The sequence below is a fragment of the Hymenobacter psychrotolerans DSM 18569 genome (genome assembly GCF_900142395.1).
GTDB classification, from domain to species: domain Bacteria; phylum Bacteroidota; class Bacteroidia; order Cytophagales; family Hymenobacteraceae; genus Hymenobacter; species Hymenobacter psychrotolerans.
Genome location: NZ_FRAS01000011.1, coordinates 57,798 through 72,541, shown reverse-complemented (window position 1 = coordinate 72,541; position 14,744 = coordinate 57,798). Strand labels below are relative to the sequence as shown.

The 14,744-nt window shown below is 59.1% G+C and carries 15 protein-coding genes; 4 read left to right on the top strand and 11 right to left on the bottom strand.

What is annotated here, in order from left to right; all coding sequences use genetic code 11:
* Positions 1-4: 4 nt before the first annotated feature.
* Together nuoL and nuoK are read right to left on the bottom strand one after the other, a co-directional pair.
* Entirely contained in the window at positions 5-1,951 is a 1,947-nt protein-coding gene (gene nuoL, locus BUE15_RS11425) for an NADH-quinone oxidoreductase subunit L (protein WP_073284817.1), read from the bottom strand.
* A 133-nt stretch (positions 1,952-2,084) separates the two neighbouring features.
* Positions 2,085-2,417: an NADH-quinone oxidoreductase subunit NuoK gene (gene nuoK, locus BUE15_RS11420; RefSeq protein WP_073284814.1), complete on the bottom strand. Its 333-nt coding sequence runs from the start codon at positions 2,415-2,417 to the stop codon at positions 2,085-2,087.
* 310 nt (positions 2,418-2,727) lie between these two features.
* On the opposite strand from nuoK, the gene BUE15_RS11415 reads away from it, so the two are divergent.
* The 4 genes from BUE15_RS11415 (at position 2,728) to BUE15_RS11400 (ending at position 6,501) form a co-directional block, all read left to right on the top strand.
* Positions 2,728-4,734, top strand: coding sequence for an SWIM zinc finger family protein (locus BUE15_RS11415; protein WP_073284811.1), 2,007 nt, complete (start codon positions 2,728-2,730; stop codon positions 4,732-4,734).
* 37 nt (positions 4,735-4,771) lie between these two features.
* Entirely contained in the window at positions 4,772-5,233 is a 462-nt protein-coding gene (locus BUE15_RS11410) for a MaoC family dehydratase (protein WP_073284808.1), read from the top strand.
* Between the two features lie 191 nt (positions 5,234-5,424).
* The gene (locus tag BUE15_RS11405) at positions 5,425-6,030 is read left to right on the top strand and encodes an RNA polymerase sigma factor (protein WP_244535941.1); all 606 of its coding nucleotides are present in this window, start codon (positions 5,425-5,427) and stop codon (positions 6,028-6,030) included.
* A gap of 102 nt (positions 6,031-6,132) precedes the next feature.
* Positions 6,133-6,501 (top strand): hypothetical protein, encoded by a 369-nt coding sequence (locus BUE15_RS11400; RefSeq protein ID WP_073284803.1) that lies wholly within the window; start codon positions 6,133-6,135, stop codon positions 6,499-6,501.
* 61 nt (positions 6,502-6,562) lie between these two features.
* Here the strand turns inward: BUE15_RS11400 and BUE15_RS21550 are convergent, their stop codons facing one another.
* From BUE15_RS21550 to BUE15_RS11355, 9 genes are all read right to left on the bottom strand, one after another.
* Positions 6,563-7,009, bottom strand: a complete 447-nt coding sequence (locus BUE15_RS21550; RefSeq protein ID WP_139252233.1) for a hypothetical protein — start codon at positions 7,007-7,009, stop codon at positions 6,563-6,565.
* 103 nt (positions 7,010-7,112) lie between these two features.
* Positions 7,113-7,625: an NADH-quinone oxidoreductase subunit J family protein gene (locus BUE15_RS11390; RefSeq protein ID WP_073284797.1), complete on the bottom strand. Its 513-nt coding sequence runs from the start codon at positions 7,623-7,625 to the stop codon at positions 7,113-7,115.
* Between the two features lie 109 nt (positions 7,626-7,734).
* Positions 7,735-8,304, bottom strand: a complete 570-nt coding sequence (locus BUE15_RS11385) for a NuoI/complex I 23 kDa subunit family protein (RefSeq protein WP_073284793.1) — start codon at positions 8,302-8,304, stop codon at positions 7,735-7,737.
* A 140-nt stretch (positions 8,305-8,444) separates the two neighbouring features.
* The gene (gene nuoH / locus BUE15_RS11380) at positions 8,445-9,524 is read right to left on the bottom strand and encodes an NADH-quinone oxidoreductase subunit NuoH (protein ID WP_073284790.1); all 1,080 of its coding nucleotides are present in this window, start codon (positions 9,522-9,524) and stop codon (positions 8,445-8,447) included.
* Between the two features lie 143 nt (positions 9,525-9,667).
* On the bottom strand, positions 9,668-10,669 hold the full coding sequence (locus tag BUE15_RS11375; protein ID WP_073284787.1) for an NADH-quinone oxidoreductase subunit G: 1,002 nt from the start codon (positions 10,667-10,669) through the stop codon (positions 9,668-9,670).
* 116 nt (positions 10,670-10,785) lie between these two features.
* The gene (gene nuoF / locus BUE15_RS11370) at positions 10,786-12,126 is read right to left on the bottom strand and encodes an NADH-quinone oxidoreductase subunit NuoF (protein WP_073284784.1); all 1,341 of its coding nucleotides are present in this window, start codon (positions 12,124-12,126) and stop codon (positions 10,786-10,788) included.
* A 20-nt stretch (positions 12,127-12,146) separates the two neighbouring features.
* Positions 12,147-12,716, bottom strand: coding sequence for an NADH-quinone oxidoreductase subunit NuoE family protein (locus tag BUE15_RS11365; RefSeq protein ID WP_073284781.1), 570 nt, complete (start codon positions 12,714-12,716; stop codon positions 12,147-12,149).
* Positions 12,717-12,738: 22 nt separating this feature from the next.
* A complete protein-coding gene (locus BUE15_RS11360) occupies positions 12,739-14,007 on the bottom strand; it encodes an NADH-quinone oxidoreductase subunit D (protein WP_244535940.1) in 1,269 nt (422 codons plus the stop codon).
* A 117-nt stretch (positions 14,008-14,124) separates the two neighbouring features.
* Positions 14,125-14,688, bottom strand: coding sequence for an NADH-quinone oxidoreductase subunit C (locus tag BUE15_RS11355; protein ID WP_170865240.1), 564 nt, complete (start codon positions 14,686-14,688; stop codon positions 14,125-14,127).
* Positions 14,689-14,744 lie beyond the last annotated feature (56 nt).

Here is a 14,744-nt window from a genome sequence, read left to right as displayed (position 1 = left end):
ACTTTTAAAACTTCCCGAAGTTCAGCGCCATTACCAGCACGATGCCCACCACCATCAGGATGAGGTAGGTTTCCACGGAGCCGGTTTGCACGTAGCGCAGGAGCTGGCCCCCACCCATAGTCAGGCGGCCGAAGCCGTTCACGACGGGGTCGATGATGCCGTTTTCGACGTAACGGAACAGGCCGTGCGATAGCCACATGATGGGGCGCACAAACAGAGCATTATACAGCTCGTCGATGTAGTACTTGTGATACACTAGGTTTTCGAGGAAGCCGCGCGACTCGCCGTCTTCCACCGGGCGCACCCCGCGGCTCACGTACTGCACATAAGCCAAGATGATGCCCAGCACCCCCGCGCCCACCGAGAGGCCGATGAGCATGAGCTCGGTGGCGTGGTCGGCGTGTACGCCGAAGGCCGCCGGGTTCAGCTGCCTGGAGTAAGTGAACAGCGGCGCGAGGTAGTTCGAGAGGTAGGCGTTTTCCTCACCCAGGAAGAAGGGTGCGTTCATGAAACCACCCACGGCGGCCAGAATAGCCAGCACAATGAGCGGCAACGTCATGGAAGCCGGCGACTCGTGCAGGTGGTGTTTCTGCTCCTCGGTGCCGCGGAACTCGCCGAAGAAGGTGAGGAACAGCAGTCGGAACATATAGAAAGCCGTCAGGAAGGCCGTGAACAAACCTACCGCGTACAGCACTTTGCTGTGCTCGAAGGCGTGCAGCAGGATTTCATCTTTCGAGAAGAAGCCCGAGAAGGGCGGGATACCGGCAATGGCCAGGCAGCCTACCAGGAAGGTGATGAACGTGATAGGCAGCGACTTGCGCAGACCGCCCATGCGGCGCATATCCTGCTCGTTGCTCATGGCATGAATCACGGAGCCCGCGCCCAGGAACATCAGGGCCTTGAAGAAGGCGTGGGTCAGGACGTGGAACAGGCTGGTGCTGTAGCCCATCACGCCCAGGGCCAGGAACATGTAGCCCAGCTGCGAAACGGTGGAGTAGGCCAGTACCTTTTTGATGTCGTTCTGGGCCAGGCCGATGGTGGCGGCAAACAGGGCCGTAGCCGCGCCGATGATGGCAATAACTTCGAGGGTATCGGGGGCCAGCGTGAACAACACGTTGGCGCGCAGAATCATGTAAATACCCGCCGTTACCATGGTGGCGGCGTGAATTAGGGCCGAAACGGGAGTGGGGCCGGCCATGGCGTCGGGCAGCCAGGTGTAGAGCGGCAGCTGCGCCGATTTACCGGTAGCACCCACGAACAGCAGCAGCGTAATGGCCGTTACCACGCCCGCGCCAATCTGCATCGTGCTGGCTTTCTGGAACACCTCGGCGTACTGCACCGAGTCGAAGGTGAGGTAAATCAGGAAGATGCCGAGCAGGAAGCCCAGGTCGCCGATGCGGTTGATGATGAAGGCTTTCTTGGCGGCGTTGTTGTAGGCGGTGTTCTTGTTCCAGAAGCCGATGAGCAGGTAGGAGCACAGCCCCACGCCTTCCCAGCCGATGAATAGAATCACGAAGTTGGCGCCCAGCACCAGCATCAGCATGCTGAACACGAACAGGTTCAGGAAGCTGAAAAACTTGCCCACGTTCTCGTCGTGGTGCATGTAGCCGATGCTGTACACGTGGATCAGGAAGCCTACGCCCGTCACGAGCAGCAGCATAATCAGGCTGAGCTGGTCAATCTGGTAGCTGAACGGAATGTGCATCGAGCCCACCGAAATCCAGTCGAACAGCGTGACGGTGTACTGGTACTGGAAATTCAGGAACAGGAACACCGAAATGGCGAACGAGCCCAGCACCATCAGGCTGCCGATGGCGCCGGCTACCGTGCCCGACAGCTTGCGGTTGAGCAGCCCGTTGATGAGAAAGCCCAAAAACGGCAGCAGCGGGATAAGCACGTACAGAAACGTGGAGTAGGGCGCGCCGGCAGCGGGAATTACAGTTTCTTGCATAAGTCAGGGATGCAGAAGCACAGGTGTCATCCTGAGCGGAGCGAAGGACCTTATCACGGGAGAACGAGGCGTTGTTACGGGTGTCGTTCGGCTGGTAGAAGGTCCTTCGCTCCGCTCAGGACGGCATGGCAAATCAGAACTTCAGGCGGTTGAGCAGGTTAACGTCGGTATTCTGGACGTTGCGGTAAATCATCACAATGATGGCCAGCCCCACTGCTACTTCGGCAGCGGCCACGGCCATGATGAAGAACACGAATACCTGGCCGTTGGGGTCGGAGCGGTAGGCCGAGAAGGCCGTCAGTAGCAAATTCACGGCGTTGAGCATCAGCTCCACGCACATAAAGATGATAATGGCATTGCGCCGGGTGAGTACGCCAACCACGCCAATGCTGAACAGGGCGGTGGCAAAGAAAACGTAGTACTGAAGAGGAACCGTTTGGATAACCTGCGGTATGTTCTGGTCCATGCGGTAGCGTTGGCGGCGGAACGAAGCCCCATCGGCCGGGGCACGACGGGGCAATTAGCTGGCAAAGGTATCCTGAAAATCGGAAAACGCCACCCTTTAAATTGGCCTGATTTGGGCGTTTTCAAGGCGAAGATTCGCTGGGTGCCCGTATGGAAACCGTCGCAATCAAGTAGCGCGCACTTTGTAGTTCGCGTCTCCGCGCCGTCAGATTCGTTGTAATGACGCAGGGACGCGAACTACAAAGTGCGCGCTACTGACCGCGGCATAGCCGCAATTGGGTATTTTCGCCGCTCAACCTTACCGCACCTCTATGCTCACGCTCGATGACATCCGCCAGCAGGCCACGGCCGCCAGCTTCAGCCGGGGGCGGGCTTACTTCGAGGAAGGCGCAGTGGGCCGGGTGCGGCACCGCCAGGAAGATAATCTGTATTCGGCCACCGTCAGCGGCACCGAGGACTACGACGTAGAGCTGACCCTGACCGACGAGGGGCCGGACTTCTGGTGCAATTGCCCCTATGATTACGAGGGCATCTGCAAGCACGCGGTGGCGCTGGGCCTGGCCGTGCTGGAAACGCTGGCCGCCGATGCCGCGCCCGCCCGTTCAGGCAAGCCAAAACCTCCCCGGAAACCAGCACTTGCCGCCGATGAGCCGGCTGGTACGCTGCCCGACGTCGTGTCGGCCTCGGAGCTGGAGGCGGCCCTGCGCGACGTGCCGAAACCCGAGCAGCTGAAGTTTCTGGCCCGGCAGCTGCGCGAGAACCCCCAGCTGGCGCAGGCGTTTCTCACGCAGTGCGGGAGCCCGCCGCTGCCGCCCGACCCGCTCGACGCCGACCCGACGCTCCCGGGCCTGCGGGAGCTGCGCGACCCGCTGCACCGCGCCCTGAGCCGCCTGTGCTTCGACTACGACCAGCTGGCCGACGACGACGGCAAGCCGCCGCGGCTTGTATTCACCTTCGGCCCGAACGGAAGCCGCTTTCTGCCGGAGCTGGAGCAGCGGCTCAGCCTTGTACTGCATCCCGTGCTGCGTCCGGTGGCTGAAGCAATTGGCATGGCGCTGGCGCAGAGCCGGCTGGCCGAGGCCCTGCGCCGCTGGCACGGGGCCTGGCTGGGCATAGGGGAGCTGAAAATGCCCGCCAAGGATACCTATAACCTGTTTCACGGTAACTACTACTCGCGCCATGTGGCGGCAACCTGGCTGGCCCTGCTGGCTGAGCTGGGGGTGATGGCGCAGCTGGGTCGGCAGGTGTTTGGGGCAGCAGAAGTGGCGCGCTGCCAGCCCGTGTTTGTGCGGGCCCTCACCGAGCCGCTGACGGCCGAACGGATAGCCCGGTTGCCAATGCCGGCGGTGGCCGCGTTGCCCGATGCCGACCTGGCCCTGCTGCTGGCCGTGGCCGTGAATCCCAGCGTGGCCCCGGCCCTGCACACCACCCTGCGCGTGTACCGGCACCGGGCCACGCCGTTGCTGCAGCTGCGTCTGGCCGAAGGCCGCCGCGACTGGTCCTCCTGGGAGGCGCTGGCCGCGCAGCTGGCCCCCACCGATCCGCAGGTGCTGCTGGAACTGCTGCGCTTTTACCTCCGAGAAAACCGATTGGCGGAACTGGTGACGCTGGCCGGAAAGCATTTCGCGAAAAACCCGTTTCTGCTCAGCGACTTCGTACTGGAACACCTCACGCCTGCCCACAGTCGCCCGCTCTACGTGCGCGCCCTGACCGTGCGGCTGGAAAAGCGCCTTGATTTCGCCGACTTCGAAGCCCTAACAGAACTCTGGACCGAAAAGGAGCGGGCGAAGTTTGTGGCGCGGGCCCTGGGCACAACACCGCCGGTGTTTTCGGCCTTGTTCCGGGCGCGGGTCCTGGCCGCCTCAACTCGCACCGCCGAGATTCTGCCGTTGGTGCTCACCTTCAACTGGCACGCCAAATACCGCACTTCCTACTGGAGCACACCGCCGCCCACGCTCGACCTGGACACCTTACCTGAACTGCTCCAGCTCACGGCCCGTTTCCAGCCCGAAGCCACCTTGGATGCCGTAATGGAGCGCATCGAAAGCTACCTGGAGCAAACCAGCCTGCGCTCCGTGGAGCTGTACCAAAGCATGGCCCAATGGCTGAAAGCCCTGCACGAGCTGCTGCCGCTGCAGGAGCAGATTACGCTGTTTGCCGAGGGGCTGGCGGCCAAATACATCCGCCTGAGCTACCTGCGGCGGGAGCTGCGCGAGGCCGGCCTGCTACCCGAACCCTTGCCGCCGCCCCCGAAGCTGCCGCGCCCCGGAACCGTGCCGCGTGTGGGGCGTAAACCGAAAAATCCGTTCGGGCGCTAGCACGTATCTTCGCCGCACTCCCTATTTGTTTCTTCCCATGAGCATCACCATTGGCAGCTTAGCCGAGCTGCAGCAGCACGAAGGCCAGGATCTGGGCATCACGCCCTGGCACGTCATCACGCAGGAGCAGATCAACCAGTTTGCCGCCGCCACCCTCGATTTTCAGTGGATTCATACCGACCCGGAGCGGGCCGCGGCCGAGTCGCCGTTTGGTGGCACCATTGCGCATGGCTACCTCACGCTGTCGTTGCTGCCCTACTTCTGGAACCAGCTGGTGCAGGTAGAAAACCTGAAAATGCAGGTCAACTACGAAATCAGTGAGTTTCGCTTCAACCAGGCCGTGGTAGTGAATTCGGCAGTGCGCCTGCATGCCAAGCTGCTGGCCGTGAAAGATCTGCGGGGTATTGCCAAGGCTAACATCGGCGTCACGATGGAAATCGAAGGCCAGAAAAAACCGGCGTACACGGGCGTTATCACGTTCCTGTACCACTTCTTATAAGACCCGAAACCCGCCTGTCATCCTGAGCACAGCGAAGGACCTTATTGCGTTGGAGCGAGTCGTTGAAACGATGTTCGGTCTGCGTGGCAAGGTCCTTCGCGCTGCTCAGGATGACAGGTGAATTGCCTGTCCGATAAAATTTCAGCTTCTCAATAAAGTATCTTCCGGCGCTTTCCGTCTGCGTTGGCAGAATGGAAACTCTTGCTCTACCACTCGATGCTTCGCAGATGACGGCCGGCCACCAGGACCTGCAGATACAGGAAGCTGTGCGCACCCAGCGCAAGCGTCTGCTGGCCTTCATCCAGCGCCGCATTCCGGATGAGGCCGAGGCCGAGGACGTGCTGCAGGACGTCTTTGCCGAGCTGGTAGAGAGCTACCGGCTGATGAAGCCCGTGGAGCAGGCCGCTGCCTGGCTGTTTCGGGTGGCCCGCAACAAGATAACCGACCTCTACCGCCGCAAAAAGCCCGTTTCGCTGGAAAAGGAAATGGCGGCCTATGCATCTGAAGGCGACGAAAACACGCTACTGCTGGCCGATATTCTGCCCGCTCCCGACGACGCGCCGGAAAACCGCCTGCTGCGCGAAACGCTCATGGAAGCCCTCAGCGACGCGCTGGCCGAGCTGCCCGCCGCCCAGCGCCAGGTATTTATCTGGCACGAGCTGGAAGACAAGACCTTCCGCGAAATGGAGGCAGAAACCGGCGTGCCGCTCAAAACCCTGATTTCGCGCAAACACTACGCCGTACAGCACCTGCGCAAGCGCCTCCAGACGCTTTACACCGAGCTGTTTACGGATTAAGCTATAGTCGTTAGTCGCGAGTCTGAGTTGGCAGAATTTCTTTGCCTGTAACTGCGGCCAGCTTTCCAGCTAACAACTATCACCCATTAACTGACAACTGAAATGAACCGCTCCTTCCGCCTGCTACAGGGCCTCAAAATACTGCTGCTGATTGCTCTGTTCATAGCGGTGGCCGGCTACGTGACGATGCGCCTCTGGAACTGGCTGCTGCCCGACCTGTTCAATCTGCCCCTCATCAGCATCTGGCAGGCACTGGGGCTACTGTTGCTTTCGCGCATCCTGCTTGGGGGCTGGGGTGGGCGGGGGCACCGCGCCGGCTGGGCCCGGAAGCGTCGCCAGTGGAAGCAGAAGATGGAAAGCCGCCTGGAATGCCTCACGCCCGAAGAAAAAGAGAAGTTCCGCCAGAAAATGGAAGGCGCCTGCACCAGCGGCCCCGCCTGGATGCGCCGCCGCAGCGCGGAAGCGGAATAGGCGGGTTTGAATACGCAGTAACACAGCAGCGGCACCTGAGGAATCAGGTGCCGCTGCTGTGTTACTGCGTAACAGCTCCTGCCTGCCACTCTTCTACCGTGACGTGATTATTCCAGTTGAAGCGCCCAGTTCGGAAATGAATTATTTGCTCCAACCAGTAGACGCCTTCGATACCGTCGTAAACGCCACCTAACGTTAAAATCTGGCCGGATTCCGTGCTATCAAACGTGTTCAGGGAAATAAGAATAAATCCTTCCTTAATATCAACAGGCACATGGGGCTGGGGCGGGCCTGGCTCTCGTTTTGTGTAAATGGGATTATCGTGCTTCAAAAACACAGTAGATGTTACTCCAGAAAGAACTAAGCTGCATTTACCAACAACTATATCTGTAACATGCCCAACTGTAGCATAGTCTTGAATTCCCGCCCAGTCGAAATGTATAGTTAGATTATCATCGTTGTGAATCGAGGATTCAATATGAGAGTCATGAAAATTGATTCTCTCCAAGCCGTCGGATATAGTGTATCGCATGCCCCGTATTTACATAAAAAGCGCGGCGACTGATGCATCAGCCGCCGCGCTTGGTTTCCACTGAAGCCAGCGGATAAGCCTAGAAATTCCGCTCGCCTACTTCGCGCTTGCCGAGCATTACGGCACCTACCATAGCCACTAGGAACAGCACTGAGGCCAGTTCGAACGGCAGCAGGTATTCGGTGTAGAGCTTCATGCCCAGTTGGTCTACCATGCCAATCTGCGAGTTGAAGGTAGCGCCGGCGGCCATACCGAGCGGCTCGATGTCCTTCATGGCGGCAGTCAGGATGAGAAGCAGCGTGCCGCCCGCAATAGCCGCCGCAATTTTGGCCAGTGCCGGCTTATGGGGCTCCGTGTCCACGTTCAGGTTCAGGAACATAATCACGAACAGGAACAGCACCATGATGGCGCCGGCGTACACGATGATGTTCACGGCGGCCACAAACTGCGCGTTCAGGAGCAGGTAGTGCCCGGAAAGCGAGAAGAAGGTCAGGATCAGGAACAGCACGCTGTGTACCGGGTTTTTGGCGAACACCACACCCAGCGCACTCAGTAGCGCCACGAAAGTCAGAAACAGGAAAATTGGAGACATGGAGAAGAAGTGTTTGCCATCCTGAGCGGAGCGAAGGGCCTTATTACGTCAGAACAGCTTGTTCATATTTGATAAGGTCCTTCGCTCCGCTCAGGATGGCAGATTTGGTTTACACCTGGGCCATCTTATTGCGCAGCGCATCGGCCTGCTCCGGCGTAAGCTGAATGCCGCGCACGGAACGCTCGTCGGGCGAGACGGGCTCTACCAGCCGGTCTTTGCCGTAGATAAACTCGTCTCGCTCGTAGCGCGGCGGCGCCATCTTGTCGGCTTGCAGGTAGACCGCCGCTTTCGGGCAGGCTTCCTCGCAAAGGCCACAGAAGATGCAGCGTAGCATGTTGATTTCGTAACTGATGGCGTACTTCTCCTCGCGGTAGAGGCCTTCTTCGCCTTTCTTCCGCTCACCGGCTACCATCGTAATGGCTTCGGCGGGACAGGCCACCGCGCACAGGCCGCAGGCCGTGCACCGCTCCCGTCCCTGCTCGTCGCGCTTGAGCACGTGCAGGCCGCGGAAAATGGCGGAGAAGGGGCGCACTTCCTCGGGGTAGCGCACAGTGGCCTTCTTCATGAAGAAGTGGCGCATCGTGATACTGAGACCCTGGAAGATGGCCGGCAGGTAGGCCCGCTCGGCCAGCGTCATCGGCTTCTTCTCTAGTTTCTTGGCTCGGTTGGTGAGTTGCATATAATCAGTTTCGAAAACTGTCGATTGTCATGCTGAGCTTGCCGAAGCATCTCTACCGCAGTAGTAATCAAATTACTTTGGCAACGAAGCGGTAGAGATGCTTCGGCAAGCTCAGCATGACAATGGGTATTGAAAGGTACTTAAATCACCCCGAACAGGATGAGGCCGCCCGTGAGGACGATGTTGAACACGGCCAGCGGAATCAGAATGGTCCAGCCCAGGCGCATCAGTTGGTCGTAGCGGAAGCGCGGCAGGGTCCAGCGAATCCACATGAAGAAGAAGATGAAGGCGAAAATCTTCAGGAACAGGCCTACAGTACCCAGCAGCGTAATCAGGTTCTGAGCGCCGGCCAGAGTCCAGTCGTGGTTGCTCACGAGCCAGTCGCGCAGCTCATACTGGAATGGGAAGTTGAAGCCGCCAAAGTACAGCACGCTCATCACGGCCGACACCACGAAGATGTTCACGTACTCCGAAAACAGGTACAGACCCAGCTTCATCGATGAATACTCAGTGTGGTAGCCGCCAACCAGCTCGGTTTCGCACTCCGGCAAATCGAAGGGCGTGCGGTTGGTTTCGGCGAAGGCGCATACTAGGAAGATGATGAAGCCCAGCGGCTGCTTTGCAATGTTCCAGAACTGCCACTCGCCCGCTACCGACTGCTGCAGCGTGATTTCGCGCAGGCTCAGGGTACCGGAAATCATCAGCACCGCAATCAGCGACATACCCATGGCCAGCTCGTAGCTGATGTTCTGTGAAGCTGCCCGGATAGCGCCCAGCAACGAGAACTTGTTGTTGGAAGCCCAGCCGCCAATCATAACGCCGTACACGCCCAGCGACACGACGCCGAACACCCACAGCATCCCGATATTTACTTCAATGCCTTGTAGGAAGAAGGCGTTGTTGCCGAAGCTCATGTTGTTGCCGAACGGAATCACCGCCGACGACATCAGGGCCGTAATCATGGCCAGGCAGGGGCCGAACACGAACAGCGCCTTGTTGGCGCCGCCGGGGAAGAACTCTTCCTTCGTGAACATCTTCACGGCGTCGGCCAGAGGCTGCAGCAGGCCGTAGGGGCCGGCACGGTCGGGGCCCACCCGGTCCTGCAGAAACGCCGCAATAACGCGCTCCGCGTAGGTGCAATAGGTTGCAATCAGCAGCGACACTGCGAAAACAACGAAGATGACGATGGATTGCCAGCCGAGGGCGGGAAGTTCTAGCATTTCAGTTGTAAAGGACTGTAGAAAATTCTGTCATCCTGAGCGGAGCGAAGGACCCTGCCACGTCAGCGCGAAGCGCGACGGTGATGGTCGTTCTTATGGAATAAGGTCTTTCGCTCCGCTCAGGATGACAAGACCTCATAGAACTAGTTCCCTAGTTTCAGCGGCGGGTTCTGCGCTAGGTCGCGCTGCGTGCTTTCCGGCAGGTCGGCAATTACCGACTGGTTGAGTACCGGCAGCTCGTAGTGGTTGGCCGAAATTACCGAAGAACGGTCGATGTGGGCCGGGCCTTCGATAGTCCAGTCTGAGGTTTCCTTTTTCTCAAAGCGGCATTCGTTGCAGATCCACTCCTTTACCTCGCCGTACTGGTCTTTGCGGGCCGTTGTGCGCAGCACATCGTTGCCTTTGTACCACAGCACTACGTTGCCGGAGCACTTCGGGCAGTCACGGTGAGCATTCACGGGTTTCGTGAACCACACGCGCTGCTTGAAGCGGAACGTCTTGTCGGTGAGGGCGCCAACCGGGCACACGTCGATGACGTTGCCGGAGAAGTCGTTGTCGATGATGTTTTCGATGTAGGTGCCAATTTCGGCAGCGTCGCCGCGGCCCAGCACACCATGCACCCGGTTATCGGTAATCTGATTGGCCGTATACACGCAGCGGTAGCACAGGATGCAGCGCGTCATGTGCAGCTGAATCAGCGGCCCGATGTCAATCTTCTCGAACGTGCGGCGCTCTTCCTGGTAACGGGTAGTGCTCACGCCGTGCTCGAAAGCAAAGTTCTGCAGGTCGCACTCCCCGGCCTGGTCGCACACGGGGCAGTCCAGCGGGTGGTTGATGAGCAGCATTTCCACGATGCCCTTACGCACGTTCAGCACCTGCTCGGAAGTCGTATTCTCGACCACCATGCCGTCCTGTACGGGCGTTACGCACGAAGCTACCAGCTTGGGCATCGGGCGCGGGTCTTTAGCCGAACCGGCGGCTACGCGCACAAGGCAGGCGCGGCACTTACCACCCGAGCCTTTCAGCGGCGTGTAGTAGCACATGGCCGGAGGAACGATGCTGCCCCCGATCTGGCGGGCCGCATTCAGGATAGTGGTTCCGTCCGGAACTTCTACCTCAACGCCATCAAAGGTTATTTTAGCCATTATTCTTGGGTTGAGAACTGAGAACTTAGAAGTCAGAAGTGAGAAATCTGATAATAGGTATCAGTTAATCAGGACAACTATCTAAGCTCTAAGCTCTACCATCTAAGTTCTCAGATTTAAACCAGTACTGCTGCGCCTGGGAAAACTGCGCCGGGCTGGGCAGCCTGCTTGGCGTGGGTCACGTGCCACTCGAACTCGTCGCGGAAGTGACGCACGGCGGCGGCAACGGGCCAGGCGGCGGCTTCACCAAGGGGGCAAATGGTGTTACCTTCAATCTGCTTAGCCACACTTACCAGCAGGTCGATGTCTTCCATGTGGCCGTGGCCGTGCTCGAGGCGGTGCAGCACCTTCTCCAACCAGCCCGTTCCCTCACGGCAGGGCGAGCACTGCCCGCACGACTCGTGGTGGTAGAAGCGGGAGAAGTTCCAGGTGTTGCGCACAATGCAGGTAGTCTCATCCATGGCAATAAAGCCACCAGAGCCCAGCATAGTACCCGTCACAAAACCACCATCCGACAACGACTCATAGGTCATCAGGCGGTTTTCGCCGGCTGCGGTTTTCAGAATCAGCTCCTTGGGCAGAATCGGCACGGATGAGCCGCCGGCTACCACAGCCTTCAGGTCGCGGCCTTTCCAGATGCCGCCGCAGTACTCATCGGAGTAGATGAATTCTTCGACGGGCAGACCCAGCTCGATTTCGTAGATACCGGGCTTGTTGAGGTGGCCGCAAGCCGAAAACAGCTTGGTACCCGTGCTCCGGCCCACGCCAATCTTGGCGTACTCGTCGCCGCCGTCATTCACGATTGGGACGACGGCGGCAATGGATTCCACGTTGTTTACTACCGTGGGGCGGGCGTATAGGCCCTGCACAGCCGGGAATGGCGGCTTGTTGCGCGGGTTGCCACGCTTGCCCTCCAAGGATTCCAGCAAAGCCGTTTCCTCGCCGCAGATATAGGCGCCGCCACCGGGGTGCACGTGCAGGTCCAGGTCGTAGCCTGAGCCGAGGATGTTCTTGCCCAGGAAACCGTTGGCGTACGCCTCCGCAATAGCCTTTTCCAGAATACGCAACACGTACAACAACTCCCCGCGGATATAGATGTACGAAGTGTTGGCGCCCAGCGCGTAGGAACTCGTAATCATGCCCTCGATGAGCAGGTGAGGCAGCTTGGCCATCAGCTGCCGGTCCTTGAAGGTGCCAGGCTCCGATTCGTCGGCGTTGCACACGAGGTAGCGCGGCACACCTTCAGGCTTGGCCAGGAAGCTCCACTTCATACCGGTAGGGAAGCCAGCGCCGCCGCGGCCCCGTAGGCCCGACTTCTTCACTTCTTCCACCACCTCGTCGGGGGTCATGGTCTTGATGGCCTTCTCCACCGAACGGTAGCCGCCGTGTTTGCGGTACACTTCAAAGGTGTCGATGCCTTCAACGTTAATATGTTCGGTCAGCAGTTTGCGTCCCATAGGTTCAGAGCTGAAAGACGTTAGTTGTTGGCCAGCGCGTTTGGCAGGCCGGTTTCTTCCCACGGCAAAGCGGGGCGGTGCACCTGGTTGCGCAGCTCCGTGAGCATGGCATCCACGGCTTCCGGGGTGTCGAGCTGCTCGTAGTATTTCTCGCGCACCTGTACAATAGGAGCGAAGCCACAAGCCGCCAGGCACTCCACTTCCTTCAGCGTGAACAAGCCGTCCTCGGAGGCCGGGCCACCTACTTTGGCGCCCGTGATACGCTCCAGGTGGGCCGTCAGCTCGTCGGAGCCGCGCAGCATGCAGGGGCCCGTGCGGCAGATTTCCAGCACGTGCTTGCCTACCGGCTTCAGGTTGAACATGGTGTAGAAGGAGGAAACCTCGTACACCTCAATCGGCTTCAGGCCCAGGGTTTCGGCCACCAGATCCTGCACTTCGGGGCTTACCCAGCCACCAAATTCGGCCTGGGCAATGTGCAGCACCGGCAGCAGCGCCGATTTGCGGCGCTCGTCGGGGTAGTGGGTGAGCAGACGCTTGATTTCAGCCTGCGCGGCTTCGGAAAATTGCGGCTTGACGGCAGTCGTCTCCATATCAGTCAAATTCAGCAAAAAACTACGCGTCGAGCTCCCCGGCAATTACGTTCATCGACGACAGGGTCACGATGGCGTCGGAGAGAGTCTGGCCCACCACCATTTCGGTATAGGCCTGGTAGTAGATAAAGCAAGGGCGGCGGAAATGCAGGCGATAGGGCGTGCGGCCACCATCGGAAACCAGGTAGAAGCCCAGTTCCCCGTTGCCGCCTTCCACCGAATGGTAGACTTCGCCAACCGGCGCCTCAATCTCACCCATCACAATCTTGAAGTGATAAATGAGGGCCTCCATGTTTTTGTACACGGCCTGCTTGGGCGGCAGGTAGTAGTGCGGCGCATCGGCGTGGTAGGGGCCTTCGGGCAGGTTTTCCAGGGCCTGCGTGATGATGCGCAGGCTCTGCCAGATTTCCTCGTTGCGCACCATAAACCGGTCGTAGGTATCGCCCTTGGTGCCCACCGGAATTTCAAATTCGAAATCCTCGTAGCTGGAGTAGGGGTTCATCACCCGCACATCGTAGTCGACGCCGGCGGCGCGCAGGTTGGGGCCGGTGAAGCCGTAGTTGAGGGCGCGCTCGGCCGAAATGCCGCCTACGTCCACTACCCGGTCCATGAAGATGCGGTTGCGGTTGAACATCTTCTCGAACTCCGCCATAACGGCCGGGAAGGTTTTCAGCCAGGCCCGCAGCTTGGCAATGGCCACATCGGAGAAGTCGCGCTCCATGCCGCCTACGCGACCCATGTTAGTGGTCAGGCGGGCGCCGCTTACTTCCTCGTAGATTTCATACACCTTTTCCCGCTCGTCCATCAGGTACAGGAAGCCTGTGAAAGCGCCCGTATCTACCCCCAGAATGCCGTTGCAGATCAGGTGGTCGGTGATGCGGGCCAGCTCCATCAGAATTACCCGGATGTACTGGGCGCGCTTGGGCACCTGCACGCCCAGCAGCTTCTCTACCGTCATGTGCCAGCCCATGTTGTTGATGGGCGACGAACAGTAGTTCATGCGGTCCGTCAGGGGCGTAATCTGGTAGAAAGGCCGGCGCTCCGCTATTTTCTCGAAGGCGCGGTGGATGTAGCCGATGGTGGGAACCCCGGAAATAATCCGCTCCCCGTCCATCTGCAGAATGTTCTGGAAGATGCCATGAGTAGCGGGGTGGGTGGGGCCCAGGTTCAGGGTGGTCAGCTCCTGATTGAAGTCGTTTACGGAAGGCACCAGCGGATTAATCCGCGGCTCCTGCTCCTTAGCCGACTCTATGATTTTATGGGTGCCTTCCAGCGTGTCGTTTACTGCCATTATGAAATTGTCATCCTGAGCGCAGCGAAGGACCTTATCACGTCCGCGCCGCTGTGGTTGCTAAGGCTGACAAAGGAAGCCGTGATAAGTTGCTTCACTCGTCAGCATGACAAAAAATTACCTGCCGAAGAAAAGGTCGGTTTTATCTTCCCGGGTGCCATCTTCCAGCGCGTACTCCCGGCGCATGGGGTGGTAGTCCATGTCTTCCACATTCAGAATGCGGATGAGGTTGGGGTGGCCGGTGAAGATGATGCCGTAGAAGTCGAATGCTTCCCGCTCCATCCAGTTGGCAGTGGCGTAGAGGTCGGTCAGGGTCGGTACTACCGGGTCGGCAATGGGGAAGAAGATCTTCAGCCGCAGCCGGATATTCTGCGTCAGGCTGTGCAGGTGATACACCATGCCCAGTTCCTGGCCTTCCCGCTCGGGAAAGTGCATGCCGCACATGGTGGTCAGGAAGTTGAGCTGCAACTGCTGATCCTGCTGCAGCCCGGCAATGATGTCGTGAATCCGCTCCCGGGTGGTCGTAGCGGTCAGCAGGCCGTAGGGTTCCTCCACATCCGTAAAGGTATCCTCACCAAACAGGCCGTGCAGCAGCGACAGCAGCTGTGCGTTTTTCTGCGCGGCCGGGTCCTGGGCAGCAGCGGCTTCCTGAGCCGGGATGGATTCGTTCTGGTCAGCCATTTCTGAGTATTGAGTATTTGGTATTGAGTATTGAGAGGCAGACAGCAGCGGTCCAA